We start from the raw sequence: 25,338 nt of genomic DNA on the forward strand, positions 1-25,338 counted from the left end.
GCTCGACGTCGGGCGTCGTGCTCGTGGGCGCCGCTGGGCTGCCGGCGGGGGCCGGTCAGCCGGCGAGCAGGGCGGCCATCCGCTCGGCCTGGGTCTCCCACCGCCACTCCCGCTCCACCCAGGCCCGGCCGGCCGCACCGAACTGGCGGGCCAGGTCCCGGTCGGCGAGCAGGGTGGCCACCCGGTCGGCGAGCTGGGCGACGTCCCGGCCACGCACCACGTACCCGGTCTCCCCCTCCCGGACGGCGTCCGGCGCGCCGCCCGAGTCGCCCGCCACCACCGGGAGCCCGGTCGCGCTGGCCTCCAGGTAGACGATGCCCAGACCCTCCACGTCCAGGCCGCGGTTGCGGGTCCGGCAGGGCATCGCGTACACGTCACCGGCGGCGTAGTGGGCGGGCAGCTCGGCCGACGGCACCGAGCCGGTGAAGACCACGTCGCGGTCCACCCCGGTCTGCCGGGCCAGCTTCTCCAGCACCGCCCGGTACGGCCCGCCCCCGACGATCAGCAGCGCCGCGTCCGGCACCCGGCGGCGGATCTCCGGCAGGGCGCGGATCAGCATGTCCTGCCCCTTGCGGGGCACCAGCCGGGACACGCAGACCACCACCGGCCGGTCGGCCAGCCCGAGCCGCACCCGCACCCGTTCCCCGTCCACCGCCGGGTGGTAGGTATCCACGTCCACGCCCGGGGCGAGCCGGCGCAGCTCGGTCACCCCGTCCAGCACCCGGGCCAGCCGGACCCGGGTGTACTCGCCCAGGTAGGTGGTCACGTCGACGCCCCGACCGATGCGGCGCAGCGCCGACCGGGCGCCGGGCAGCGTCGCCCAGCCGGCCTCGTGACCGTGGGTGAGGGCCACCGCGCGCCGGATCCCCGCCCGGCGGCGCAGCCCCGCCGCCAGCAGCCCCAGCGGGGCCGCCGCGCCGAACCACACGGTGTCGCAGTCGTACGCCCGGGCCAGCTTCGCGGCGCGCCGGGCGATCAGCGGGGTGGGCAGCAGCACCTTGGTGCGCTCCCGGACCACCTCGAACGGCTGATCGGCGTCGAACTTCGCCGCCCCGCGCCAGCTCGACGCGTAGACCACCACCGAGCCGGCGGGCTGGCGGATCGCGAGGTGATGCACGAACGACTGGATGCCGCCCGGGCGCGGCGGGAAGTCGTTGGTGATCAGCAAGGTCCGGCTCATCCGCCGCTCCCCCTGGCGTAGGCGCGGGCGGCGGCCATCCGCTCCACGGTGGACGGATGGCTGGCCGACCAGAGGTACTCCCAGCGGGGCGGGTCCGGGTCGGCGAGGTTCACTCCGGCCAGACGGCGCTGCATCGCCTCGAAGGTGCCCGGGTCGCCGGTCAGGGCGAGCGCGTGCGCGTCCGCCCGGGCCTCCACCTGCCGCGACACCAGGGCCTGCACCGGGGTGGCCACCAGCCCGGCGATGGTGATCAGCGCGATGAGCAGCGGGAACGCCCGCGGCTGGGCGATCCCGTCGACGCCGGCCAGCCGCAGCAGCGGCGGCCACGAGCCGATCAGGAACAGCGCCACCACGGCGGCGGCCGCGCCGAGCGCCCCCAGCACGGTGCCGGTCCAGACGTCCCGGTCCCGGGCGTGCCCCAGCTCGTGCGCCACCACGCTGGTCACCTCCTGCGGGGTGGCCTCGCGCAGCAGCGTGTCGTAGACCACCACCCGCCGGGTCGGCCCCAGCCCGGAGACGTACGCGTTGACCGCCCGGGTCCGCCGCGAGGCGTCGGCGACCAGCACGTCGCGCACCGGCACCCCGTCCCGGTCGGCCAACGCGATCAGCTCGGCGCGCAGCGGGCCGGGCTCCATCGGGGTGAACTTGTTGAACACCGGCTCCACCAGCACCGGCAGCACGAACGACAGCAGCACGACCAGCAGCGCCGCCCCGGCCGCGCCGAGCGCCCACCACCAGCGCGGGGCGAGCCGGACCACCGCGTAGAAGCCGAGCAGGACGAGGGCGCCGATGATCGCGCTGACCGCGTACGACTTGACCAGGTCGACCGCCCAGCCGCTCCAGCCCTGGGTGCTCAGCCCGTACCGGACGAGCACGGTCTGCCGCCAGGCCGCGAAGGGCAGGGTGAGCAGGTCGGCCAGGAGCAGCACGGCGAGCCCGCCGAGCACCGCCTGGGCGATCCAGTGGTCCCCGAAGGGGCGGCCGGCCAGCTCGACCAGGCGACCGCCCAGCGGGGTGAACCCCAGCACCAGGGCGACCAGCAGGCCGACGGCCAGCGCGGACCACGCGGCCGGGCGCAGCGCGCCGTGGAAGGCACGTCCCCGGGTCACCTGCTCGACCGGCAGGGACCGCAGCGCGGCCAGCTGGTCGGCGCGGGGGGCCGGTGGCCGGCCCCACGGGATCAGCACCGCGCCGGCCACGACCAGCGCGACGACCAGCCCGGCCAGGGTGAGCACCGCCCAGCCGCGCGGGGTCACCGCGCCCCGCCGTCGTATCGCGCCCGAGTCATGCCGTTCCCTTCCGCCGTGACCGCTCATCCTAAGCCCGACCGGCCGCCGCCGAACCCAGCGCCCGCGCCCACCGAACGACCACCCGACGCCCAGCCGGCCGACGGGCGGGCGGCCGACGGACGGGCGGGCGGCCGGCCGCCGGGCGACGGCCGGACGGCGGTGGCGACCGCGCGAGTCGCGGCAAAACGTGGCCTCCACGCCCACGGAAGCCCCGATATGCCGCAACCTGAGCCGATCACCCGCCCGACCCGGGACGCCGGCCGGCCCGGCCAGGCTGGCGCGCTGCCGGCCCACTGCCGCGCGCGGCCTGGCCCGACCGACGCACGGCCCGACCGACGCACGGCACGGCGGCCGGGCCGCGCGTCGGTCGGCGCACGTGGTGGTCGGGGATGGTGGTCAGGCGACCCGGCGGCGGGGCCGGCGGGTGGGCCGGGCGGTCGGCGGCAGCACCTCCACCTCGAAGCCGGCCCGGGCGAACACCTCGATCGCCCGGTGCTCGGCGGGGCCGAGGTCGGCCGCCGGCGAGCCGGTGTCGAGCAGCGCGGTCACCAGGCAGCCGGAACAGCCGGCGCCGCGGATCCCGCAGCTGTCGCAGTCGATGCGCATCAACGCCTCCTGACGCGTCGCCGGTGGCGGACGGGTGACCCCCGACCACCGTCGGTCACCACGACGCTAGGCCAGGGGTGTGACAGAACCGGACAACGAGGCAGCAGCCGCCCCGAACCCGAGCATCGCGCTCAGGAACGGGCGAGCCGGCGCACCAGCGAGTCCGCGCCCAGCGGGTAGGCGCCGTGCCGGCGTACCCCGTCGGCGACCTCCCGGTCGGAGGAGACCACGACGACCGGCCGCCCGGCCGGCTCGGCCCGGACCAGCCGGCGGATCAACTCGTCGGCGGTCTCTCCCTTGCGGGAGAAGAGCACCCGCACGCCGCGCGGGGCGGGCGGTAGCCCATGGATGCGCTCGGCGCCGTCGAAGACCACGGTGACCTCGTCCCCGGTCTGCGCGGCGATCCCGCCCAGCCCGCTGATCAGCCGCTTGCGCTGCTGCTCCAGGGACATCTCGCCGAAGCCGCGCTTGGTGACGTTGTAGCCGTCGACGACCAGGTGCGCCTTCGGCAGCGCGAGGAGCTGGTCGAGCCGCGCCGGGTCGTCGGTGTCCCGGGCCCGGGTGGCCGCGCCGGCCTGGGTGGTGGCCGACTGGTCGGCGAACGCGTCGGCCACGAAGTCGGCGGGCATTCGGTCGACCGGCTCCAGCGCCAGCTCCCGGCGCAGCCCCACGGCGGCCTGCCCGATGGTCTCGAGGAGCAGCCAGAGCTTGGCGTCGTCGACCGAGCGGGCCTCCTTGGCGCTGGCCCGGGCCAGCCCGGCCGCGGCCTCCGCCTCGGCCAGCCGGGCCCGCGCCCGGCGCAGCTCGGCGTCCGCGTCGGCCACCGCCCTCGCGGCCCGGCCCCGCTCGGTGGCCAGCATCTCGCTGGCCTTGCGCTCCCGGGCCTGGGTCTCCCGGAGGGTACGCGCCAGCTGGCGGGCCTCCTCGCGGAGCTGCCCGAGTTCCTCCCGGACCCGGGCCAGCTCGTCGCGGAGCTTCTCCGCCTCGACCCGGGCCACCGCCCGGTCGTGCTCGGCGCGGCCGGCCCGCTGCTCGGCCTCCCGGACCAGCTCGGCGACCACCGCGCTGTCCGCCTCGGCGCGCACCGCGGCCCCGCTGGCCTCGATCAGCTCGCGCCAGCCGCGCGGCCGGGCCAGGTAGGCCAGGGCGGCCACCTCGACCGGGTCGGCGGCGGCGGGTGCGGTCCCTTCGACGACCGCGGCACCGAGGTCACCGGCGTCGGCCAGCACCCGCGCGGTGACCCGCTGCCGGAACAGCGGATCGGCGGTGAGCTGGGCGGCGATGGCCGCGGCGCCGAGCCGGGCCCGCCGGTTGGGGGCGAACTTGGCGACCCGGCGCAGCGGGACGGGCACCTCGTCGGCGGGCAGGCCGGGCAGCACGGTGGCGGTCAGCGTGACGATCCGCTGGCGCACCGGCTCGGGGAGGACGGGCTCCGGCTCGGGGGCGGCGGCCGGGGCGTCCGGGCCGGCGTCCGCCGGTGGGTCGGGCGGGGTCTCACCGATCTCGGGCCCGCCGACCACCGGCTCCTCCGCGGAGAAGCGGTCGTCGTGCGGCTCGGTGAGGGGCATGTGGCAAGTCTCCCACCCCGAACGGGCCCACCGCCCGGTGAGTGAGCCGATCTCTCATCCTACCCCGCTGTGACGCTTGGGACCGCTGGGACGGGAGTGTCGGACCCGGCCGCTAGCGTCCCGCGGGTGACCGCAGCGGAGTACGTCCAGGAGGCGCTGGCCGGCCTGGACCGGGTGGCGGGCGGCGGGGTCGACCCCGCGCTGCCGCTCTACGCGACCACCTTCGTGGTGGTCGACCTGGAGACCACCGGCGGCGCGCCCGACGGCGGCGGCATCACCGAGATCGGCGCGGTCAAGGTACGCGGCGGCGAGGAGCTGGGCGTGCTGGCCACCCTGGTCAACCCGGGGGTGCCGATCCCGCCGTTCATCACCGTGCTGACCGGCATCACCCAGGCCATGCTGCTGCCCGCCCCGCCGATCGAGCAGGTGCTGCCGAGTTTCCTGGAGTTCATCGCCGACGCCGTGCTGGTGGCCCACAACGCCCCGTACGACGTGGGTTTCCTCAAGGCCGCCTGCGTCAAGCACGGTTACCGCTGGCCGAACCCGCGGGTGCTGGACACCGCGGCGCTGGCCCGCCGGGTGCTGACCCGCGACGAGGTGCCCAACCGCAAGCTGGGCACCCTGGCGGCCTACTTCCGCACCGCCACCCAGCCGACCCACCGCGCGCTGGACGACGCCCGGGCCACTGTCGACGTGCTGCACGGGCTGATCGGGCGGCTCGGCGGGCACCGGGTGGACACGGTCGGCGAGGCGATCGAGTTCGCCCGGGCGGTCACCCCGACCCAGCGCCGCAAGCGGCACCTCGCCGACGGGCTGCCGAAGGTGCCCGGGGTCTACATCTTCCGGGCCGCCGACGACCGGCCGCTCTACGTGGGCACCTCCGGCGACATCGCCACCCGGGTGCGCAGCTACTTCACCGCCGCGGAGAAGCGGGCCCGGATCTCCGAGATGCTGGCCGCCGCCGAGCGGGTGCAGGCGGTGGAGTGCGCCCACTCGCTGGAGGCGGAGGTGCGCGAGCTGCGGCTGATCGCGGCGCACGCGCCGCCGTACAACCGCCGCTCGAAGTATCCGGAGCGGCAGGTCTGGCTGAAGCTGACCGACGAGGCGTACCCGCGGTTGTCCATCGTGCGCGACCTCGCCCCGACCGACACCGCCTACCTCGGCCCGTTCCGGTCCAAGCAGGCCGCCGAGCTGGCCGCCGCCGGCTTCCACGACGCGGTGCCGCTGCGCCAGTGCACGCACCGGCTCTCCCGGCGCACCACCATGCCGGCCTGCGCGCTGGCCGAGCTGGGTCGCTGCCCGGCGCCGTGCGAGCACCGGATCAGCCCGGCGGAGTACGAGGACGTCGCCGCCGCCCCGTTCCGCACGGCCACCACCGACGACCCGCGGGTGGTGGTGGACGCCCTGCTCACCCGGATCGAGGCGCTCTCGGCCGCCCAGCGCTACGAGGAGGCCGCGGTGGTGCGTGCCCGGCTGGCCGCGGTGCTGCGCGCGGCGGTGCGGATGCAGCGGTTGGCCGCGCTGACCGGGATCGCCGAGCTGGCCGCCGCCCGCCCGGCCGCCCGGGGCGGCTGGGAGCTGGCCCTGATCCGGCACGGCCGGCTGGCCGGCGCGGGCGTCTCCCCGCCCGGCGTCCACCCGCGACCGACCATCGCCGCGATCCGGGCCACCGCGGAGACGGTGCTGCCCGGGCACGGTCCGGTCCCGGCGGCCACCGCCGAGGAGACCGAACGCATCCTGTCCTGGTTGGAGCGACCGGAGACCCGGCTGGTGGAGGCCTCCGCCGGCTGGGCGTCCCCGATCACTGGCGCGGGCCGGTTCCGGGCCCTGTTGGCGAAGGCGGAGAACGGAGGGTCCCGGCAACTCTCGACCGAACGCTCATGACCAACTGTCCGATCGGACGACGTCACCTCGCTTAGGCTGTTGGAGAAGTGCAGTCCTGCCCGATTCGCGGGCCTGCTCCCGGTCGCCGGTCAGGGCGGCCCTGGGGGCCCGGGTGAGGAGGTGTCCCAGGTGGACGTCGACGCCGGACACGGCGCCGCCCTGGGCGGCGCCCTTCCGACCCAGCCCGGCGACCTGCCGCTGACCCGCCGGCTGCGCTCCCTGCTCACCTGGCCCACCACCGACAACGACCCGGTCACCGCGCTGGTCCGCGCGCACCGCGGGATCCACGCCAACGCCGACGCCTCGGTCCTGCGCCGGGCCTACACGATCGCCGAGAACATGCACCGCGGCCAGTTCCGCAAGAGCGGCGAGCCGTACATCACCCATCCGCTCGCGGTCGCCCAGATCTGCGCGGACCTCGGCATGGACACCACCACCCTGGTCGCCGCGCTGCTGCACGACACCGTCGAGGACACCCGCTACACCCTCCAGGCGCTCCAGGAGGACTTCGGCGGCGAGGTGGCCCACCTGGTCGACGGGGTGACCAAGTTCGACAAGGCGTTCTACGGCACGGCCGCCGAGGCGGAGACGGTCCGCAAGATGATCGTCGCGGCCGGCAAGGACGTCCGGGTGCTGATCATCAAGCTGGCCGACCGGCTGCACAACATGCGCACCCTCGGCGTGCGGTCCGCCGCCTCCCGGGAGCGGATCGCGCGCAAGACGCTGGAGGTGCTGGTCCCGCTCTGCGACCGGCTCGGCATCCAGACCCTCAAACGCGAACTGGACGACGTGGTGCTGCTGCACCTGCGCCCCGAGGAGCACGCCCGGATCGCCCGGCACGTGCACGACCGGCCGGGCTGGGACGCGTACCTCGACGACGTGGTGGCCCGGACGAAGGTGGCGTTGCGCCGCAACCGGGTCGACGCCGAGGTCTCGCCCCGACCCCGGCACCTCTACTCGATCTGGAAGGACACGGTGGCCGGAGGGCACGCGGCCCCGTACGACCTGCCCCGCATCGCGATCGTGGTGGACGGTCCGGCGACGGATTGCTACGCCGCGCTCGGTGCGGTGCACGGGTTGTGGCGGCCGGTGCCGGGCCGGTTCAAAGACTTCATCGCCTCGCCGAAGAACAACCTCTACCGGTCCCTGCACACCAGCGTCTGCGGTCCACACGACCGGACCGTGGAGGTGCTGATCCGCACCGAGGAGATGCACCGCGACGCCGAGTACGGCATCGCCGCGCACTACCGCTTCCCGCGGTCGACCGGCCGGGCCACCGACCGCGCCGACGAGCTGGCCTGGTTGCGCCGGGTGCTCAACTGGGAGCAGGAGACGGTCGACCCGACGCAGTTCATGGAGTCGCTGCGCTGCGACCTGGCGGAGGCCCAGATCCAGGTGGTCGCCGACGGGCGGCAGGTGGTCCTGCCGGCCGGCGCCACCCCGGTCGACCTCGCGTACGAGTTGGGCACCGAGCGGGGCGACCACTGCCTCGCCGCGCGGATCAACGGGCGGCTGGCGCCGCTCTCCTCCGAACTGGAGGACGGCGACGTGGTGGAGATCTTCACCGAGAACGACGCGGAGAGCGGGTTCGAGGCCGACGCGGCCCCGCGCGGGCCGCGCCGCGAGTGGTTGGGCTTCGTCAAGTCACCGCACGCCCAGATGCAGATCAACCGCTGGTTCGCCGAGCACACCGAGCCGGGCATCTCGATCGCCGACAAGGTACGCCTGGGCCGGGCCACCATCGGCCTGACCCTGCGCAAGCACAACCGAGGGCTGGCCAGCGACCTGCCGCTGCTGCGTCTCTCCGAGGAGCTGGGCTACCCCGACCTGGAGACCCTGCTGGTGGCGGTCTTCGACCGGGCGGTCGAGCCGGACGCCGTGGTCGAGCAGTTGATCGATCTGGTCGACCACCGCCAGTAGGTGAACGCCCGTCGCCCGGGCGGGCCGCGCGGCAACTAGCCTTACGGGCATGATCCCCCGCGCGCGTGCCACCGGACGGGCCCTCGGCTACCAGCTCTTCTACCGGCTGCCCGTGCCGCTGCGGCGGCGGCTGGTCCGCCTCGCCGTGCCGAAGTACATCGTCGGCGCGGTCGCGCTGGTCCGGGACGCCGAGGCCAAGGGGGCGGGGCGGATCCTGCTGCTGCGCCAGCCGCCCGGACACAGCTGGACCCTCCCGGCCGGCCTGCTCCAGCGCGGCGAGGCCCCGGTGGTCGGCGCGGCCCGCGAGCTGTACGAGGAGTCCGGCGTCCGGCTCGCCCCGGAGCGGCTCCGCCCGGCGGTGCCGAACGCGGTGGTGCACGCCAAGGGCTGGGTGGACGTGGTTTTCGAGGCCGAGGTGCCGGCCTCCACGACGGAGTTGACGGTGGACGGCGCCGAGGTCTACGAAGCGGCCTGGCACCCGCTGGACGACCTGCCCCGGCTGAGCCGGGCCACCGCCAACCTGCTCGCTTACTACGGCATCGGCCCGCGCGCCGGCGACACGCCGCCGGTGCCGCCGTCCGGCTCGTGACCGGCCCCGGCCCGCGCCGGCCGGGCGGCGCGCGACGGGCGACCGGCCCGGCCGGCCCGGACCGACCCGCGGGCCCGGCCGGCCGGGCCGGCACCGGCCCCGCCGGCGGCGAGCGCCCCACCGGCCCCGACGGCCCGAACGACCTGGACCACCGCGACGACCGGGGCGGTTCCGCCGACGCCGGCGGGCAATCCCCCGGCCCAGCCGCCGGCCCGAACCGCCCGGATCGCCCGGGCGAGCGCGACAGCCCGAGCCGCCCCGACCGACCGGACCGACGCGACGGCCCGGACCGACCCGACGGCCCGCACCGGCCCGACCGACCGGACCGGCGCGACGGCCCGGACCGACCCGACGGCCCGCACCGATCCGACCGACCGAACGGGCGCGACGGCCCGGACCGACCCGATGGCCCGGACCGGCCCAGCAGGTCCGCCGGACCCGGTGGTCCGGACGGCGCGGGCGGGTCCCGGGGCACGGGGTCGAGCGGTCCGGGCTGGCGGGCGGCGGTGGACGTCTGCGCGGTGGTGCTCGCCGCCGGCGAGGGCACCCGGCTGCGACCGCTGACCGAGCGGGTGCCCAAGGCGCTCTGCCCGGTCGGCAACGTGCCGCTGCTGGACCGGGCCCTGGACCGGCTCGCCGGGCTCGGCCTGACCGGCCCGGGGCGGGTCGCGGTGAACGCCTGCTACCTGGGCGGGCAGGTGGTCGCCCGGGTCGGCGACCGGGCCCGGCTCTCGGTCGAGCCGGGTGCGCCGCTGGGCACCGCGGGCGGCCTGGGCAACCTGCGGGACTGGATCGCCGGCCGGGGCGTGCTGGTCGGCAACGCCGACGCGTACCTGGCGGATCCGGACGCCCCGCCGGGGCCGGACGTGGCGGCGCTGCTGGACGGCTGGGACGGGCGGAGCGTACGCCTGCTCGGCCAGCCGGCCGACGACCCGGCGGCGCCCGGCACCTTCAGCGGCCACCGGTTCGTGGGGTTCTCGCTGCTGCCGTGGCGGCTGGTCCGGGACCTGCCGGCGACCTTCGGTGACCTGGTCCGGGCGGTGTGGCGGCCGGCGGAGGCCGCCGGCGCGCTGGAGGTGGTGCCCTACCGGGGGGTCTTCGTCGACACCGGCACCCCGGCCGACTACCTGGCGGCCAACCTGCACGCGGCCGGCGACGGCTGCCTGGTCGACCCGTCAGCGACGGTGACCGGGCCGGTGCGCCGGGCGGTGGTCGGGGCGGGCGCGATCGTGCGCGGCGCGGTTACCCGGGCGGTGGTCTGGCCCGGCGCGACGGTACGGGCGGACGAGCGGCTCACCGACGCGATCCGGGTCGGCGCGGACCTGACCGTGCCGGCGGGGCGGATCGAGCGGCCGGGGACGGCGTGAACGGCACAACCTCTAGCATGGGCGACGACGCCGACGAACGGAGAAATGTCCCGTGATCACCGCGATCGTGCTGATCGACTGCGCCACCGACTCCATTCCCGAGGTGGCCGAGACCCTGGCCAACCTGCCCGGTGTCAGCGAGGTCTACTCGGTGGCCGGGCACGTCGACCTGATCGCCATGGTGCGGGTCCGCGAGTTCGACCAGATCGCCCAGGTCATCGCCGGCAGCATCTCCAAGGTGCCGGGCGTGATCAACACGCAGTCGCACATCGCGTTCCGGGCGTACTCGCAGCACGACCTGGAGGAGGCGTTCGCGATCGGGCTGGCCAACGCCGACTGAGCACGTCGGTAGGCCGGACCAACCCGGCTGAGCACGCCGGTGGCCGGGCCGACCCGGGCTGAGCACGCCGGTGGCCGGCCCACCCCGGCGGGGCGAGCCGGCCACGGTCGGCCGTGCGGTGGGTCAGCTCTGGCCGGGCACCGGGGTCTCCGTGGTGCCCGGAGCGGGCTCCTCGGTGCCGGTGCCACCCGGAGCCGGCGACTCGGTCTCGGTGCCACCCGGAGCCGGCGACTCGGTACCACCCGGGCTGGGCGTGCCGCTGGCGCTGGCCTGCGGGACCGGGACACCCAGGGTCTGGGCCAACGCCACCAGGGCGTCGTAGTGCGCCTGGAGCACCGGCAGGGCGTCCTGGGCGATCTGGACCACCGACTGCTCGGAGCCCTGCGAGATCTCCGTCTGGGTGGCCTGGATGGCCTGGACGTGGCCGGCCAGCTGGGCGGTCACCCACGCCTTGTCGAACTCGGCGCCGCTGACGTTGTTCAGCTTGTCGAGGACCTTCTGCTGGTCGGCCGTCGGGTCGCCCGGCAGCTGGACGTTCAGCTGCTGCGCGGTGGACTGCACCGTCTGGTCCAGCTGCGTGTGGTCCGTGACGAACATCTTGCCCAGGTCCTTGACCTGCTGGTTCTTGCCCTTCTGCTGCGCCAGGTTACCTGCCGTGATCTCGAACAGGTTGACCTGGTGCACCGCCTGCAGGTACTGGGTGTCCTGCGTCGACGGCTGCGCCGCGGCCTGCGCGGCCGCTGCGGGTGCCAGGCCGACGAGCACCAGCGCGGCCAGCAGGCCCAGGCGTTTGATTCCCAACATGCTTTCCCCCCCTTGAGACGTTGGACCGCACGGATACCCGGCTGACCGGGGTTATTCCTGCGATTCCACCCGTCCGTGTCGGGGAGCGGCGAGGTGGCGGAGCGGCACCGCCGGTCACCCGACGGGCGGGACGGGACGAACGGCCCGGAAACGGGCCGTGGCGCCCGCCGGAGATCCGGCGGGCGCCACGGTGTGTCGGCTCTCGGGGGTCAGCGCCGGCTCTCGCCGCTGCCAATCTCCTCGCGCTCCGCTCGGGGCTCGACCGGCGGGTGCCCCGGCGAGACCGGCGCCTCGGCCGGCTTCTCGATCGGGTAGAAGAAGCCCCGGATGGCCGGGCCGAGGGCCCCCAGCCGGTTCATCTTCTTGGGGACGACCCAACCGACGTAGTCCAGCGCCGGGCCGTGGCCGTCGTGCCCGTCGACCGCGGTGAGCGGCTGGTGGACCTCGACGAACCGGCCGTCGGGCAGCCGCTTGATGATGCCGGTCTCCACGCCGTGGGCCAGCACCTCCCGGTCGTGCTGCTGGAGACCCAGGCAGAGCCGGTAGGTGAAGTAGTAGGCCAGCGGCGGGACGACCAGCAGCCCGATCCGGCCCGCCCAGGTCATCGCGTTCAAGCTGATGTGGAACTTGTCGGCGATGACGTCGTTGGCGCCGGAGAGGGTCAGCACGATGTAGAAGGCGACCGCCATGGCGCCCACGCCGGTCCGGGCCGGTACGTCCCGGGGCCGCTGGAGCAGGTTGTGGTGCTTGTAGTCCTTGAGGCGGCGGGCCTCCAGGAACGGGTACATCGTCGACAGGCCGACCAGGATGCCCGGCAGCACGACCGTCGGCCAGAACAGCGGCGGGATGACGTACCCGTCGCCGATCGGGATGGAGATCTCCCAGGCCGGCATGAGGCGGGTCGAGCCGTCGAGGAACATGACGTACCAGTCGGGCTGGCTGGCCGCCGAGACCACCCACGCCTCGTACGGGCCGAAGTACCAGATCGGGTTGATCTGGAACAGGCCGCCGAAGAGCGCGATCACGCCGAAGACGACCATGAAGAAGCCGCCCTGCTTGAGCGCGTAGCGCGGGAACATCCGTTCGCCGACCACGTTCTCGTTGGTCCGGCCGGGGCCGGGCCACTGGGTGTGCTTCTGCTTGAACACCAGGCCCAGGTGCACGCTGATCAGCGCCACCAGCAGGGCCGGGATGAGCAGCACGTGGGCGATGAAGAAGCGGCTGATGATGATGGTGCCCGGGAACTCCCCGCCGAAGATCGACGAGCTGACCCAGGAGCCGATCACCGGGATCGACAGGATGATGCCGGAGGCGATCCGCAGGCCGGTGCCGGAGAGGCCGTCGTCCGGCAGCGAGTAGCCGGTGAAGCCGGCCAGGAAGCCGACCCAGAACAGCAGCGAGCCGATGATCCAGTTCGTCTCCCGCGGCTTGCGGAACGCGCCGGTGAAGAAGACCCGCAGCATGTGCACCACGATCGCGGCCATGAACAGCAGCGCCGCCCAGTGGTGCATCTGCCGCATGATCAGACCGCCCCGGACATCGAACGAGATGTCCAGGCTGGAGGCGTACGCGGCGGACATCGGGGTGCCGCGCAGCGGCGCGTAGCTGCCGTCGTAGGTCACCTCGGTCATCGCCGGCTCGAAGAAGAAGGTCAGGAAGACACCGGTCAGCAGCAGGACGATGAACGAGAAGAGCGCGATCTCGCCCAGCAGGAAGGACCAGTGGTCGGGGAAGACCTTGTTCAGCAGCTTGCGCAGCGGGGTGGCCACCTGGAAGCGGTCGTCCACCGCCCCGGCGGTCTTGGCCGGCAGCGCGGCCGGATCAAACTTTCGGCGCTTCATGGCCGCTCCCAGAAGTCGGGACCGATGGTTTCGGTGTAGTCGGACTTCGCCACGAAGAAGCCCTCCTCGTCGACCTCGATCGGCAGCTGCGGCAGCGGCCGGTTCGCCGGGCCGAAGACCGGCTTGGCGTTGTCGGTGATGAGGAACTGCGACTGGTGGCAGGGGCAGAGCAGGCGGTTGGTCTGCTGCTCGTAGAGGCTGGCCGGGCAACCGGCGTGCGTGCAGATCTTGGAGAACGCGACGAAGTTGCCCCACATGTAGTCGCCGTGTCCCTTGGTCGCGTTCGCCGCGCGGGACTTCTGCGCGTCGTCCTCGCGCAGGTGGATCAGCAGGGTGGGCGAGTCGGCGTACTTGTTGCTCACTCCGCCGTCGACGCCCGGGAAGACCGTGAGCTGGCCGCCGACGCTGACGTCGGCGGGCCGGATCGGCCGGCCGTCCTCGCGGATCAGCCGGATCTTGGTCTTGCCGCCGTCGGCCGGTGCGAAGCCGGTGGTGAACATCTGGTTGTTGTCGTGCGGGTTCTTGATCAGCCCGCCGATCAGCGGCGCCGCGGCGACCGCGCCGACCGGCGCCAGGCCGGCGAGCAGCGAGATGCCGAGCAGCGGACGGCGCCGCACGCCCATCTCGTCGGCCATGTAGAGCATCGTCTGGCCGGTGATCGTGCGCTCCTCCGGGGGGCCCGGCTGGTCGTGCCGGTCCTGGATCGAGACCTCCTTGGGCAGCAGCTTCTTGCCCCAGGTGAGGATGCCGAAGCCGATGCCGAGCAGCGCGACGCCGAGGGTCAGGCCGAGCAGCGGGGTGTAGAGCTTGTCGCCGCCGCGACCGGCCTCCCACTGCCAGGGCCACCAGATGTAGATGATCAGGAACGCGGTGGCGGCCAGGCCGGTCAGCAGGAAGAACGAGGCGACGGTACGGGTAACCCGGCGCTCGGCCCGGCTGCCGGCGACCACCTGCGGCTCGTAGTGGACGATCTCGATGTCGTCCCGCCGGGCGCCCTCCTGGACGATGTCGAACCGGGACACCCGGGGGTCGTTCACGTCGAGCGGCTCCCGGCCCTGCGGGGCCTGGTGCTCGGTGTGGGTGCTCATGCCGTCACCTCGCTACGGGTGACGCCGGGGGTCGGCGTCACAGCACTGAAACGAATGATCCGCTCGGTCACGACTTGCCCGCAATCCACAGGCTCGCGAAGACCAGCGCGACGATGCCGACCAGGAAGATCGCCAGACCCTCGGTCGACGGGCCGTACCGGCCCAGGTTGAAACCGCCCTGGTCCTGGTCGTGCTTCAGGGTCTCCTGGATGTAGGCGATGATGTCCGCCTTCTGCTCCGGAGTGATCTGGTTGTCACCGAACACCGGCATGTTCTGCGGGCCGCTCAGCATCGCGGCGTAGATCTGCCGGTCGCTGGCCGGGTGCAGGCTCGGCGCGTACTTGCCGGAGGAGAGCGCGCCCCCGCCGCCGCCGAAGGCGTGACACTGCGAGCAGTTGATCCGGAACAGCTCGCCACCGGTGGACACGTTGGCGCCCTCGCGCAGGTTGCCGTTCGGCACCTGCGGGCCACCGCCCAGCTCCTGGATGTACTGGCCGAGCTGGCGCACCTGCTCGTCGGTGAACTGCGGAGGCTTGCGCATGGCCTGGGCCTCCTGCCGGGCCATCGGCATGCGACCGCTGCTGACCTGGAACTCGACTGAGGCCGATCCGACGCCGATCAGGCTCGGACCGCGACCCTCGACGCCCTGGGCGTTGCGACCGTGACACGTCACACAGCTCACGTCGAACAGCGCCTTGCCCTCGTTCGCGGCGGCGCTCAGGGGCGGGTTGTCCTGCGCCTGCACACCGGGGGCGAAGGCGGTGTAGGCGCCGCCGGCCAGCATCAGCGCGGCGGCCAGCCGGACCGCGGCACCCAGCCGGCGGCGGCCCCTGCTGCGCGCTACGGGCCGCCCGCGCAGCCGCGCGAGCAGACCGCGTCGGCGGTCGTTGTCAGAAGTCATGACCTGTGTCCTTAACCGGTTGGACCTTGTCTCAGGGGACGGAGCAGCGGCGCGGTTCGTGACGCGCCAAGATCACTGGAGCCAGTAGATCATGGCGTAGAGCCCGATCCACACGACGTCGACGAAGTGCCAGTAGTAGGACACGACGATGGCGGACGTCGCCTGCGCCGGGGTGAACCGGCCCATGGTCGTACGGACCATGAAGATGATGAAGGCGATCAGACCGCCGGTCACGTGCAGGCCGTGGAAGCCGGTGGTCAGGTAGAACATCGACCCGTACCCGTCGGCGTTGATCTTCACGCCCTCGTGGACCAGGTTGCGGTACTCGTTCGCCTGGCCGAGGACGAAGATCAGACCCATCACGAAGGTGAGGGTGAACCACCGGCGGAGGGCGTGCACGTCGCCCTTCTCGGCCGCGAAGACACCGAGCTGGCAGGTCACCGAGGAGAGCACCAGGATCACCGTGAAGGTGGTCGCATAGGGGATGTTCAAGATCTCGGTGTGCTTCTCCCACTGCTCCGGCGCCGCCGCGCGGATCGAGAAGTACATCGCGAACAGCGCCGCGAAGAACATGAGTTCGCTGGAGAGCCACACGATCGTCCCGACGCTGACCATGTTGGGTCGCGTCAGGGAGTGGATCCGGCTCTTGTCAATGGCTGGGGCCGCAGTCACGCGGTCATTATTGCCCTTGACCGGGACCGACGATCAGCGGGGTGGCAAACCTGCGCCAACAGTGGCCCGATCGGGGTGGTCCGCTTCGCCTGACCTACCCTGAAAAGCGTGCTGCACGTCGATCCGATCTTCGCCGCCACCTCGGGTGCCGTCGCGACCACCCTGGCCGACGGCGGTGGGAGCGTCCCACCGTTCACCGTCGCCCGGGTCTTCACCGAGGCCCAGCTCGACAACTGGCTCGGCCTCGCGCTGGTGCTCGCCGCGGGCGTGTACCTCTACGGGGTGTACCGGCTGCGGTTGCGCGGCGACCGCTGGCCGGCGATCCGTACGATCTGCTTCCTCGGCCCGGGCCTGGGCGGCATCGCCGCGGTGACGCTCAGCGGCCTGGGCGCCTACGACACCACGCTGCTGTCGGTGCACATGGTGCAGCACATGGTGCTCGCCATGGTCGCGCCGATCTTCCTGGCCCTCGGCGCGCCGATCACCCTGGCCCTGCGCACCCTGCCGCTGCGGCCCCGCAAGCGGCTGCTGGCGATCGTGCACAGTCGGGTGGCCCGGGTCTACAGCTTCCCGCTGGTGGCCTTCGCCATCTTCGTGGTGAACCCGTTCGCGCTGTACTTCACCGACCTGTACGGGTACACCCTCGCGCACGACTGGGCGCACGAACTGGTGCACGCCCACTTCATCGCCACCGGCTGCGTCTTCTTCTGGCCGCTGCTCGGCCTGGACCCGCTGCCCGGGCGCTGGCCGTACCCGGCCCGGGCGCTGCTGATGGTGCTCTCCGTGCCGTTCCACACCGTGCTCGGGCTCACCATCATGCAGAGCACCACCCTGTTCGGCGGCGACTGGTACCCGTCGCTGCACCTGAGCTGGTCGGACCCGTGGAACGACCAGGTGGTCGCCGGCGGGGTGCTCTGGGCCGGCGGCGAGTTCGTCAGCGTCACCATGCTGGCCGTGCTGGTGGTCCAGTGGATCAAGCAGTCCGAGCGGGAGGCCCGCCGGCTGGACCGCGAACTGGACCGCCAGGAGGCCCGCGAGCGCGCCGCGGAGGCGAGCGCCTGACCGACAGGGCGGAGCGACGGGCCGGATGTGACGCCCGCTACGATCAGCGGGCAGCTACGAGGTGGGAGCAAGTAAGGCATGAGCGATCGTCTGTGCACCGTCCTGCTCTACAGCGACGACCCCAAGGTCCGCGACCGGATGCGGCTCGCGGTCGGCACCCGACCCGCGCCGGGGCTCCAGATCGAGTTCGCCGAGGCGTCCGAGTACGCCGAGTGCATCCGGCTGGTCGACGACTACGAGATCGACCTGCTCCTGCTCGACGGTGAGGCCAGTCCCGGCGGCGGCATCGGGATCGCCCGCCAGATCAAGGACGACCGGGACGACGCCCCGCCGACCTGCGTGGTGATCGCCCGGGCCGCCGACCGTTGGCTGGCCGCGTACGCCGAGGTCGATGCCACCCTCACCTACCCGCTCGACCCGGTGACCGCCGGCACCACCGTCGCGGAACTGCTGCAGCGCACCGCCGCCGCCGCCTGACCCGGCACCCTCGGCGCCACGGCGACGCGGCCGTGGCACCCCTCCGGCCATGATCCGGTCCTGAGCCGCCGCCCGGCGGCGCCGCCGGGCGGATCGGCCGCCACACCCGCCCTCCACGCGCTCGGGAGGCCCGCCATGGGCGAACGGACCTGGCCGCTGCTGCTCAACGCGCTGCTGCGCGGTGAGGAGCTCTCCACCACCGACGCCGCCTGGGCGATGGACGAGATCATCTCCGGCGCCGCCAGCCCGGCCCAGGTGGCCGGCTTCGTGGTGGCGCTGCGGGCCAAGGGCGAAACCCCGGCCGAGCTGGCCGGCCTGGTGGCGGCGATGCTCAACCGGGCGGTGCTGGTCGAGCTGCCCGAGGAGGTCCGGGCCACCGCGCTGGACGTGGTCGGCACCGGCGGCGACCTGGCCCACACGGTCAACATCTCCACCATGGCCGCCCTGGTGGTGGCCGGCGCCGGGGTCCGCGTGGTCAAGCACGGCAACCGGGCCGCCTCCTCCTCGTGCGGCACCGCCGACCTGCTCGAACACCTCGGCGTGCCGCTGGACCTGACGCCCGAGCAGGTGGCCCGGTGCGTCACCGAGGCCGGCATCGCCTTCTGCTTCGCGGGCCGCTTCCACCCGGGCATGCGGCACACCGGCCCGGTCCGCCGGGAGATCGGCGTGCCCACCGCGTTCAACTTCCTCGGCCCGCTGACCAACCCGGCCCGCCCCCGGGCCGGCGCGGTCGGCTGCTTCGACCTGCGGATGGCACCGGTGATGGCGGCCGTCTTCGCCGCCCGCGGCGACTCGGTGGTGGTGATGCGCGGTGAGGACGGGCTGGACGAGTTCACCACGGCCGCCCCCACCCGGCTCTGGGTGGCCCAGCAGGGCACCGTCAGGGAGGCGCTGCTGGACGCGGTGGACCTCGGGGTGCCCCGGTCCACCCTGGCCGACCTGCGGGGCGCTGACGCCCCGTACAACGCCGGCGTGGCCCGGCGGCTGCTGGCCGGCGAGACCGGCCCGGTACGCGACGCCGTGCTGGTGAACGCCGGCGTGGCGTTGGCCACCCAGGGCCCGCTCGACGGCGACCTGCACGAGGCGGTACGCGCCGGCATGGCCCGGGCCGCGGAGTCCATCGACTCGGGCGCGGCGGCGGCCACCCTGGAGCGCTGGCTCGAGGTCACCCGCTCCCTCTGAGCCGGCGACGGAGGGCGGGTCCGGCCGGACGTGTCGGACCCGCGTGCCAAACTACACGGGAGTAATTCTCCGTTTTCCGCCGAAAGGGCACCGTCCCCGGCGGACACCGGAACGAGAGGAGAGGCCCGTGTCGGACCGCGAACTCCACTGCGACGCCTGCCAGGACGTCGTGCCGTTCGAGGCTCCGCCCTGCGTCGACGGGCACGGCGCCGACTGCCCCGAGCTGGTCTGCACCGGCTGCGGCGCGGCCGTGCTGATCGCCACCTTCGCCTTCCGCCCGCCGCGCCTGCGCCGCCGCCCGGGCGGCTCCCGCGAGACCCACTCCCGCGCCGCCTGACCACCGCCCCCCGGCGTCCGCCCGCCGCCGGGCGCCCTCGGCGTCCGCCCCCGGCATCCGCCCCGGCGTCCGCCCACGCAGGGCGCCCCCGGCGTCCGCCCACGCCGGCGCCGCGCGAGCGGCCAGCCGACGCCTGAGCCCTCAAGCCGACGCCCGAGCGTCCAGCCGACGCCCGAGCGTCCAGCCCGGGGCCGACGCCGACCGGGTCGGCGGGAAAGACGCAACGGCCCGCGTCCGTCGGGACGCGGGCCGTTGCGGGTGTCGTCGGTCAGTGCTCGGCGGTGCGGCGGGTGCCGGTGTAGTACTCGAAGAGCAGGCCGCAGGCGGCCAAGATCACCGCGACCAGGCCCACCGCGAGCAGCCACATCTGCCAGTACACCAGGCCGAGGCCGGCGATCGACGCGGCCAGGGCCAGGCCGAACGGCCAGTAGCTGCCCGGGCTGAAGAAGCCGATCTCCCCCGCGCCGTCGGCGATCTCGCCGTCCGCCCGGTCCTCCGGGCGCAGGTCGATCCGGCGCGAGACGAACCAGAAGAAGCCGCCGCACATCGAGGTCAGCAGGCCGGAGAGGAGCAGCGCCACGGTGCCGACCCACTCCACCCGGCCGCCCTCGCCGTACGTCCAGGCGCCGTAGAGGATCGCGACGCCGAAGAGGAACGTCGAGACGATCAGGAAGATCTTCCACTCGGTCTTCATGCCGAACCCCTCAGCTTCCCGCGCCGGCCGTCGCGTCGGACGGGTTGAAGTTGGCCGTGTTCCGCCGCGTCTTGAACGGCTCGGTCTCGGTGGCGTACGGGTCCTCGCCGATCGCCTGGAGCGCCTCCTGCGTCGACTTGCCAGCCTTCTTGGCCGCCAGGAACTGCTCGTACTTCTCCGGGGAGACGACCCGCAGCTCGAAGTTCATGAAGGCGTGGTAGCTGCCGCACAGCTCGGCGCAGCGGCCGACGTAGTGGCCCTCCTGGTCGAGGCTGGAGACCTCGAAGGTGTTGCGGATGTTGCCCGGCATGACGTCGCGCTTGAACAGCAGCTCCGGCACCCAGAACGAGTGGACGACGTCGCGGCTGTGCTCCTCGAACCGGATCGACTTGCCGGTCGGCAGCACCAGGATCGGGATGACCTCGCTGGTGCCCAGCACCGAGGCGACCGTGTTGGCGTCGGCGCCCTGACCGTCGCGGTAGTTGAACTGCCAGTTCCACTTGAAGGCGACGACCTCGACGGTGACGTCGGGGTTCTTCGACTCCTTCACCACGTCGGTCTGCACCACCGCGGTGTAGTAGAAGAGCACGGAGACCACGAGGACCGGCGCGATGGTGTAGAGGAACTCCATCGGCAGGTTGTAGCGGGTCTGCACGGGCAGCTGGTTGCCGCGCTTCCGGTAGCGGATCACGCACCAGAAGATGAGGCCCCAGACGAACACGCCCACCGCGAGAGCCGCGATGCAGGACGCGATCCACAGGTCGTACATGCGGTGCGACTCGGGGGTGATGCCCCCCTGCGGCCAGCCGAAGCCGCCGAACGCCTTGCCGACGTCGCAGCCGGTGAGCAGAACCAGCAGCGCCGCTCCGCCGAGACCGAGCCCGGCGAGTCGACCAGCACCACGCCGCCGGCGTCCACCGACCCCCGGGGAAGCGCTGTGCCGTACGGCCGACGGCCGTACCTCCGAACTCCTTGCGACCACCTGGTCCTGCCTCCCTAGCGCGCCGCGGTGGTTGTTTCGTCAACACCGACGGCAAAGGCGTCACCGACGGTCGCAGATTACTCGACCATGACTGGCCGGACCGTCTTGGGGTCACTGTCCGCCCCCATCGGGGGGATCTTGACCATACCGGCGCGATAGCGTCGGTACTCGTGAACGCTGCCCCGGTCTACCTGGACGCGGCCAGCGCCGCCCCGCTGCACCCGGTCGCGCGACAGGCGCTGCTGGCCGCGCTGGACGACGGCTGGGCCGACCCCGCCCGCCTCTACGGCCAGGCCCGCCGGGCCCGCCAACTGCTCGACGCCGCCCGGGAGGCCGCCGCGCAGGCCCTCGGCGTCCGCGCCGACGAGCTCTCCTTCACCCCCAGCGGTACGACCGCGGCGCACGCCGCCGTGCTGGGCGGGCTGGCCGGCCGGCGCCGGGTCGGTGCGCGGCTGGTGCACTCCGCGATCGAGCACTCGGCGGTGCTGCACGCCGCCGAACGGCACGTGGCCGCCGGCGGCACGGCGGTCTCCGTACCGGTGGACCGGCTCGGCCGGCTGGACCTGGACGCCTGGGCGGCGGCGGTGGCCGCGCCCGGGGTGGCCCTCGCCGCGCTGATCGGGGCGAGTCACGAGGTGGGCACGGTGCAGCCGGTACCCGCGGCGGCGGAGCTGTGCGCCGAGGCGGGGGTGCCGCTCTACGTCGACGCGGCCCAGCTGGTCGGCCGGGCGCCGCTGCCGGCCGGCTGGTCGGTGCTGAGCGCCAGCGCGCACAAGTGGGGCGGGCCGCCCGGCGTGGGGCTCCTGGTGGTGCGCAAGGGCACCCGCTGGGAGTCGCCGTTCCCGGCCGACGAGCGGGAGTCGGGGCGTACCCCCGGGGTGGTGAACCTGCCCGCGGTGGTCGCGGCGGCGGCGAGCCTGCGCGCGGCGGCGGCCGACGCGGCGGCGGAGGCGGCCCGGCTGGCGCCCCTGGTGGACCGGATCCGGGCCCGGGTGGCCGCCGAGGTGCCGGACGTGGAGGTGGTCGGCGACCCGGTGGACCGCCTCCCCCACCTGGTCACCTTCTCCTGCCTCTACGTCGACGGCGAGGCGCTGCTGCACGCGCTGGACCGGCGGGGCTTCGCGGTCTCCTCCGGCTCGTCGTGCACCTCCTCGACGCTGCGCCCGTCGCACGTGCTGGAGGCGATGGGGGTGCTGTCGCACGGCAACGTCCGGGTGTCGCTGCACCGGGAGACCACCGAGGCCGACGTCGAGCGGTTCCTCGCCGAGCTGCCCGGGATCGTCGCGGACCTGCGCGCCGAGGCGGGAGTGACCGGCCTGTGAGCGCGAGGAGTGAGCCGGAGGAGACGCTCGACTGCCGGGGCCAGCGCTGCCCGCTGCCGGTGATCCACCTGGCCCGCCGGCTGCCCGAGCTGCCGGTCGGCGCGGTGGTCCGGGTGCTCGCCGACGACCCGGCCGCGGCCGTGGACATCCCGGCCTGGTGCCGGATGCGCGGCCAGGAGTTCCTCGCCGCGCACCCGGACGCCTACGACGTCCGCCGCGTCCGCTGACCGGACCGGTCGCCCGCCGGGGCGGGCCCGGCCGGGATCACGGCAGCAGGTGCGGGCGGACCTCGTCGGCGGCCTCGTCGCCGTAGGACTCGGCGAGCCGCTTGACGAACAGGTCGCGGCGGACGTCGTACTCCTGGCCGCCGAAGTTCTCCAGCACCAGGGTGGCCAGCAGGCAGCCCACCTGGGCGGCGCGCTCCAGGCCGACCCCCCAGTTCAGGGCGGCGAAGAAGCCGGCCCGGAAGCCGTCGCCGACGCCGGTCGGGTCGATCGCGTGGATCTCCCGGGCGATCGGGACCCGGATCGGGTCGACGTCCCGGCCGGCGATCTCCACGCCCTGCTTGCCGAGCGTGGTGACCCGCACCTTCACCCGCTCCAGCAGCTGCGCGTCGGACAGGCCCGCCTTGCTCTGCAGTAGGGACTTCTCGTACTCGTTGGTCATCAGGTAGTCGGCGCCGTCGATCAGGCCGAGCACGTCGCCGCCGTCCATCCGGGCGAGCTGCTGGGACGGGTCGGCCACGAAGGCGTAGCCGCGCTCCCGGCACTCCGCGCTGTGCCGGAGCATCGCGGCCGGGTCGTTGGCGCTGACCAGCACCAGGTCGAGGCCGCCGAGCCGCCCGGCGACCGGGGCCAGCTCGATGTTGCGGGCCTCGCTCATCGCGCCGGCGTAGAACGAGGCGATCTGGCACATGTCGGTGTCGGTGGTGCAGACGAACCGGGCGGTGTGCGCCACCTCGCTGACGTGCACCGAGTCGCAGTCCACGCCGTGCCGCTCCAGCCAGGAGCGGTAGTCGGCGAAGTCGGCGCCGACCGCGCCGAGCAGCACCGGGCGCAGCCCGAGCTGCGCCATCCCGAAGGCGATGTTGGCGGCGGTGCCGCCGCGCCGGAGCACCAGCTCGTCGACGAGGAAGGACAGCGAGACCTTGTCGAGCTGGTCGGCGAGGAGCTGGTCGGCGAACCGGCCGGGGAAGCTCATCAGGTGGTCGGTCGCGATCGAGCCGGTCACGGCGATCTTCATGTCAACCCTCGTGGTCGGGAGCACGGCGCCGGTCAGCCTACCGGTCGGTCCGGACGGCCGGACGGAGGAAGGTCGCCCGCCGGCCCGGCCCCGCCGATCCGGACGTCACCGGACGGACACCCACCGGTACGACAAAACGGCGGGACCACCCCATGCTGGGTGGTCCCGCCGTTCGGGCAGGTGCCGTCGCGCCGGCGTCGACTCAGCTGAACGAGTCGCCGCAGGCGCAGGAGCTGCCGGCGTTCGGGTTGTCGATGGTGAAGCCCTGGGCGTCGATCCGGTCGGCGAAGTCGATCGTCGCACCGGCCAGGTAGGGCGCGCTCATCCGGTCGACGACGACCTCGACGCCACCGAAGTCGGTGACGACGTCACCGTCGAGCGAGCGCTCGTCGAAGAAGAGCTGGTACCGCAGGCCGGAGCAGCCGCCCGGCTGCACGGCGACCCGGAGCCGCAGGTCGTCACGGCCCTCCTGCTCGATCAGGGCCTTGACCTTCTGCGCCGCGACGTCGGTGAGGACGACGGTGCTGGGGGCCTTGGCCTCGGTCGACTCGGTCTGCGCTGGCGTGGTCACGTGGAAATCTCCCTGCGCGGTATGGGTCCGGACGCACTGGCCAACGTCCCGCGTCCGCCAGTGATTCCCGGTGTGGTCCAGATCCGATCGTACGCCGCTCCCGGCCGGGTCACCCGGCGGCGTGACCACGGACTCCTCGGGCGGCGCCGCGCCGACCGACGCCGCGCGGGCCCGACGCTCGCCCTGGACCGACGCCTCGACGGCACGGCCGGACCGCGCGGCGCTGCCGGGGTCAGCGGCTCCACTGCCGGGCCAGCCGGGCGCCGAGCGCCCGCAGGCCTTCCGCGGGCCGGCCCATCGCCGCCTCCAGCCCGCCGTGTTCCTCGCCGCCGAAGTGCTCCACCAGGCTGTACGCGTCGGTCACCCCGGCCGCGGCCGCCTCCCGCCGCCCGGTGCTCACCCGGCCGGCCAGCACCACGCAGGGCAGCCCGCGGTCCCGGGCGGCCCCGGCCACCCCGGCGACCACCTTGCCGCGCAGCGACTGATGGTCGAACGAGCCCTCGCCGGTGATCACCAGGTCGGCGGAGTCCAGCGCGGCGTCCAGCCCGATGGCCCGGGTGACCAGCCCGATGCCCGACTCGCACCGCCCGCCCAGCGCGAGCACGGCCCCGCCGAGACCGCCGGCGGCGCCGGCGCCGGGTAGCGCGGCGAAGCCGGGCGGGCAGCCGGGCAGGTCGCGTTCCAGCACCGCGGCCCAGCGCTCCAGCGCGGCGTCGAGCAGCAGCACGTCGGCCCGGCTCGCGCCCTTCTGCGGGCCGTACACGTTGCTGGCCCCGTGCAGCCCGAGCAGCGGGTTGTCCACGTCCGTGGCGGCGACCAGGGCAGCGCCACGGATCCGGGGCGCGCCGTCCAGCGCGGCCACCGCCGCGAGGACCGCCCCGCCGTACGGCAGGGCCCGGCCCGCCTCGTCCAGCGGGGTGACACCGAGCGGGATGAGCATGCCGGCGCCCCCGTCGTTGGTGGCGGAGCCGCCCAGCCCGACGACCACGGTGCGCGCTCCCGCCTCGACGGCGGCGGCCACCAGCAGCCCGAGCCCGTACGAGGTGGTCGCCTTCGGGTCCCGCTCGGCGGCCGACAGCAGGTGCAGTCCGCAGGCCTGGGCGCTCTCCAGGTACGCGCTGCCGTCGTCGGTGAGCAGGATCTCACCGGCGGCCGGGCGGCCCAGCGGGTCGACGGTGGGCACCGCCAGCCGCCGCCCGCCGAGCGCCTCGGCGAGCACCGCGACGAAGCCCGGCCCGCCGTCGGCGAGCGGTCGGACCAGCAGTTCGTCGCCGGGGGCGACCTCCCGCCAGCCCTCGGCCACCGCGGCGGCCACCTCCGGGGCCGGCAGCGTGCCGGCGAACTTGTCCGGGCAGAGCAGCACGCGCATGCCGAGCAGTGTGGCAGGCCACATCGGGGACGCCGGCACGGCCACCGCGCT

25 protein-coding genes are annotated in these 25,338 nt (G+C 74.1%); 11 read left to right on the top strand and 14 right to left on the bottom strand.

The genetic code is table 11. From position 1 onward, the window contains the following. Window positions 1-55 precede the first annotated feature (55 nt). The 4 genes from ACIBPB_RS09495 to ACIBPB_RS09510 form a co-directional block, all read right to left on the bottom strand. Window positions 56-1,180 (bottom strand): glycosyltransferase family 4 protein, encoded by a 1,125-nt coding sequence (locus ACIBPB_RS09495; RefSeq protein WP_396839100.1) that lies wholly within the window; start codon window positions 1,178-1,180, stop codon window positions 56-58. Next, window positions 1,177-2,436 (bottom strand): M48 family metallopeptidase, encoded by a 1,260-nt coding sequence (locus tag ACIBPB_RS09500; protein ID WP_396839101.1) that lies wholly within the window; start codon window positions 2,434-2,436, stop codon window positions 1,177-1,179. The genes ACIBPB_RS09495 and ACIBPB_RS09500 overlap by 4 nt, the downstream gene beginning before the upstream one ends. A 429-nt stretch (window positions 2,437-2,865) precedes the next feature. Then, a complete protein-coding gene (locus ACIBPB_RS09505) occupies window positions 2,866-3,075 on the bottom strand; it encodes a hypothetical protein (RefSeq protein ID WP_396839102.1) in 210 nt (69 codons plus the stop codon). 131 nt (window positions 3,076-3,206) lie between these two features. Further along, a complete protein-coding gene (locus ACIBPB_RS09510; RefSeq protein ID WP_396839103.1) occupies window positions 3,207-4,643 on the bottom strand; it encodes an NYN domain-containing protein in 1,437 nt (478 codons plus the stop codon). 126 nt (window positions 4,644-4,769) lie between these two features. On the opposite strand from ACIBPB_RS09510, the gene ACIBPB_RS09515 reads away from it, so the two are divergent. The 5 genes from ACIBPB_RS09515 (at window position 4,770) to ACIBPB_RS09535 (ending at window position 10,743) form a co-directional block, all read left to right on the top strand. After that, a complete protein-coding gene (locus tag ACIBPB_RS09515; protein ID WP_396839104.1) occupies window positions 4,770-6,527 on the top strand; it encodes a DEDD exonuclease domain-containing protein in 1,758 nt (585 codons plus the stop codon). A gap of 129 nt (window positions 6,528-6,656) precedes the next feature. Further along, complete coding sequence (locus ACIBPB_RS09520) at window positions 6,657-8,447, top strand: RelA/SpoT family protein (RefSeq protein WP_396839487.1); 1,791 nt, start codon at window positions 6,657-6,659, stop codon at window positions 8,445-8,447. Between the two features lie 49 nt (window positions 8,448-8,496). Then, window positions 8,497-9,036: an NUDIX hydrolase gene (locus ACIBPB_RS09525; protein ID WP_396839105.1), complete on the top strand. Its 540-nt coding sequence runs from the start codon at window positions 8,497-8,499 to the stop codon at window positions 9,034-9,036. Window positions 9,037-9,542: 506 nt separating this feature from the next. Continuing rightward, the gene (locus ACIBPB_RS09530) at window positions 9,543-10,403 is read left to right on the top strand and encodes a sugar phosphate nucleotidyltransferase (protein WP_396839106.1); all 861 of its coding nucleotides are present in this window, start codon (window positions 9,543-9,545) and stop codon (window positions 10,401-10,403) included. Window positions 10,404-10,455: 52 nt separating this feature from the next. Then, window positions 10,456-10,743 carry an Lrp/AsnC ligand binding domain-containing protein gene (locus tag ACIBPB_RS09535; protein WP_357316341.1) on the top strand — a complete coding sequence of 96 codons (288 nt, stop codon included), beginning with the start codon at window positions 10,456-10,458 and terminating at the stop codon, window positions 10,741-10,743. Window positions 10,744-10,866: 123 nt separating this feature from the next. Here ACIBPB_RS09535 and ACIBPB_RS09540 read toward each other — a convergent pair whose 3' ends face one another. The 5 genes from ACIBPB_RS09540 to ACIBPB_RS09560 form a co-directional block, all read right to left on the bottom strand. Beyond that, complete coding sequence (locus ACIBPB_RS09540) at window positions 10,867-11,547, bottom strand: DUF4142 domain-containing protein (RefSeq protein ID WP_357316345.1); 681 nt, start codon at window positions 11,545-11,547, stop codon at window positions 10,867-10,869. A gap of 209 nt (window positions 11,548-11,756) precedes the next feature. Then, window positions 11,757-13,388, bottom strand: coding sequence for a cytochrome b N-terminal domain-containing protein (locus ACIBPB_RS09545; RefSeq protein ID WP_396839107.1), 1,632 nt, complete (start codon window positions 13,386-13,388; stop codon window positions 11,757-11,759). Next, window positions 13,385-14,476, bottom strand: a complete 1,092-nt coding sequence (locus tag ACIBPB_RS09550; RefSeq protein WP_396839108.1) for a ubiquinol-cytochrome c reductase iron-sulfur subunit — start codon at window positions 14,474-14,476, stop codon at window positions 13,385-13,387. The genes ACIBPB_RS09545 and ACIBPB_RS09550 overlap by 4 nt, the downstream gene beginning before the upstream one ends. A gap of 67 nt (window positions 14,477-14,543) precedes the next feature. Beyond that, window positions 14,544-15,377, bottom strand: coding sequence for a c-type cytochrome (locus tag ACIBPB_RS09555; RefSeq protein ID WP_357316354.1), 834 nt, complete (start codon window positions 15,375-15,377; stop codon window positions 14,544-14,546). Window positions 15,378-15,449: 72 nt separating this feature from the next. After that, window positions 15,450-16,049: a heme-copper oxidase subunit III gene (locus ACIBPB_RS09560; protein ID WP_357316357.1), complete on the bottom strand. Its 600-nt coding sequence runs from the start codon at window positions 16,047-16,049 to the stop codon at window positions 15,450-15,452. Window positions 16,050-16,157: 108 nt separating this feature from the next. Here ACIBPB_RS09560 and ACIBPB_RS09565 point away from each other — a divergent pair, with 108 nt between their 5' ends. The 4 genes from ACIBPB_RS09565 (at window position 16,158) to ACIBPB_RS09580 (ending at window position 19,107) form a co-directional block, all read left to right on the top strand. Continuing rightward, entirely contained in the window at window positions 16,158-17,111 is a 954-nt protein-coding gene (locus ACIBPB_RS09565) for a cytochrome c oxidase assembly protein (RefSeq protein ID WP_396839109.1), read from the top strand. Window positions 17,112-17,189: 78 nt separating this feature from the next. Beyond that, window positions 17,190-17,588: a hypothetical protein gene (locus tag ACIBPB_RS09570; protein ID WP_396839110.1), complete on the top strand. Its 399-nt coding sequence runs from the start codon at window positions 17,190-17,192 to the stop codon at window positions 17,586-17,588. Window positions 17,589-17,723: 135 nt separating this feature from the next. Beyond that, entirely contained in the window at window positions 17,724-18,770 is a 1,047-nt protein-coding gene (gene trpD, locus ACIBPB_RS09575) for an anthranilate phosphoribosyltransferase (protein ID WP_396839111.1), read from the top strand. A gap of 127 nt (window positions 18,771-18,897) precedes the next feature. Then, on the top strand, window positions 18,898-19,107 hold the full coding sequence (locus ACIBPB_RS09580) for a hypothetical protein (protein WP_396839112.1): 210 nt from the start codon (window positions 18,898-18,900) through the stop codon (window positions 19,105-19,107). Between the two features lie 268 nt (window positions 19,108-19,375). Here ACIBPB_RS09580 and ACIBPB_RS09585 read toward each other — a convergent pair whose 3' ends face one another. Continuing rightward, window positions 19,376-19,801, bottom strand: a complete 426-nt coding sequence (locus ACIBPB_RS09585) for a cytochrome c oxidase subunit 4 (RefSeq protein WP_396839113.1) — start codon at window positions 19,799-19,801, stop codon at window positions 19,376-19,378. 10 nt (window positions 19,802-19,811) lie between these two features. Beyond that, on the bottom strand, window positions 19,812-20,783 hold the full coding sequence (gene coxB, locus ACIBPB_RS09590; RefSeq protein WP_396839114.1) for a cytochrome c oxidase subunit II: 972 nt from the start codon (window positions 20,781-20,783) through the stop codon (window positions 19,812-19,814). A 170-nt stretch (window positions 20,784-20,953) separates the two neighbouring features. Between coxB and ACIBPB_RS09595 the strand changes: the two genes are divergently transcribed. After that, a complete protein-coding gene (locus ACIBPB_RS09595) occupies window positions 20,954-22,105 on the top strand; it encodes a cysteine desulfurase family protein (protein ID WP_396839115.1) in 1,152 nt (383 codons plus the stop codon). Beyond that, a complete protein-coding gene (locus ACIBPB_RS09600; RefSeq protein WP_396839116.1) occupies window positions 22,102-22,332 on the top strand; it encodes a sulfurtransferase TusA family protein in 231 nt (76 codons plus the stop codon). Before ACIBPB_RS09595 ends, ACIBPB_RS09600 begins: the two co-directional genes overlap by 4 nt. Window positions 22,333-22,369: 37 nt before the next feature. On the opposite strand, the gene ACIBPB_RS09605 is transcribed toward ACIBPB_RS09600, so the two are convergent. From ACIBPB_RS09605 to ACIBPB_RS09615, 3 genes are all read right to left on the bottom strand, one after another. Beyond that, entirely contained in the window at window positions 22,370-23,347 is a 978-nt protein-coding gene (locus ACIBPB_RS09605; protein ID WP_396839117.1) for a carbohydrate kinase family protein, read from the bottom strand. A gap of 202 nt (window positions 23,348-23,549) precedes the next feature. After that, window positions 23,550-23,918, bottom strand: a complete 369-nt coding sequence (erpA, locus tag ACIBPB_RS09610) for an iron-sulfur cluster insertion protein ErpA (RefSeq protein WP_107079767.1) — start codon at window positions 23,916-23,918, stop codon at window positions 23,550-23,552. A gap of 232 nt (window positions 23,919-24,150) precedes the next feature. Beyond that, window positions 24,151-25,311 carry a glycerate kinase gene (locus tag ACIBPB_RS09615; RefSeq protein WP_396839118.1) on the bottom strand — a complete coding sequence of 387 codons (1,161 nt, stop codon included), beginning with the start codon at window positions 25,309-25,311 and terminating at the stop codon, window positions 24,151-24,153. Window positions 25,312-25,338: the final 27 nt, after the last annotated feature.

It is taken from the genome of Micromonospora sp. NPDC049836, assembly GCF_044465125.1.
In the GTDB taxonomy this organism is placed as follows: domain Bacteria; phylum Actinomycetota; class Actinomycetes; order Mycobacteriales; family Micromonosporaceae; genus Micromonospora.